Source organism: Mycobacterium sp. NGS49, assembly GCF_059812565.1.
This window is the reverse complement of record NZ_JCALCX010000112.1, coordinates 1-539: the sequence shown is the minus strand read 5'-3', so window position 1 is coordinate 539 and position 539 is coordinate 1. Positions and strand designations below refer to the sequence as shown.

Here is a 539-nt window from a genome sequence, read left to right as displayed (position 1 = left end):
AGACCGCCGGGCTTGTCGCGCGGTGCAGCAGCGCCGACATGAACTGGCGTTGGTTGGCCATGCGGTCCAGGTCCGCCCGCGGGGTGGCCCGGGTCCTGACGTAGCCCAGGGCGCTGCGTCCGTCCAGTTGCTGGCAACCGGCCTGCAGGTCGAGTCCCGCCAGCGGATCGTGCATCGGTTCGGCCGGACATACGGTCACCCCGCCCAGCGCGTCGACCAGAACGGCGAAGCCACCGAACCCCACCTCCGCGTAGTGGTCCAGGCGCAGGCCGGTGGCCTGCTCCACCGTGTGCGCGAGCAACGCCGCACCGCCCAGGGAGAAGGCGGCGTTGATCTTGTCACGTCCATGACCGGGGATAGGCACGTAGGAGTCGCGCGGGATCGAGACGAGCGTGGTCCGCGAGCCGGATCCGATCCCCGGCACGTGCACGACGATGATGGTGTCGGTGCGGCCGGTGCCGACATCGCCGCCGGTTGCCAGCTCCTGTTGCTGTTCGGCGGATAGGTCCTGGCGGCTGTCCGAGCCGACCAGCAGCCAG

The 539-nt window shown here is 70.3% G+C and carries 1 protein-coding gene; it reads right to left on the bottom strand.

The features are described from left to right. The coding region (locus AC5Y7D_RS30920) for an LCP family protein (protein ID WP_499929999.1) at positions 1 to 539 on the bottom strand (539 nt) is incomplete at both ends.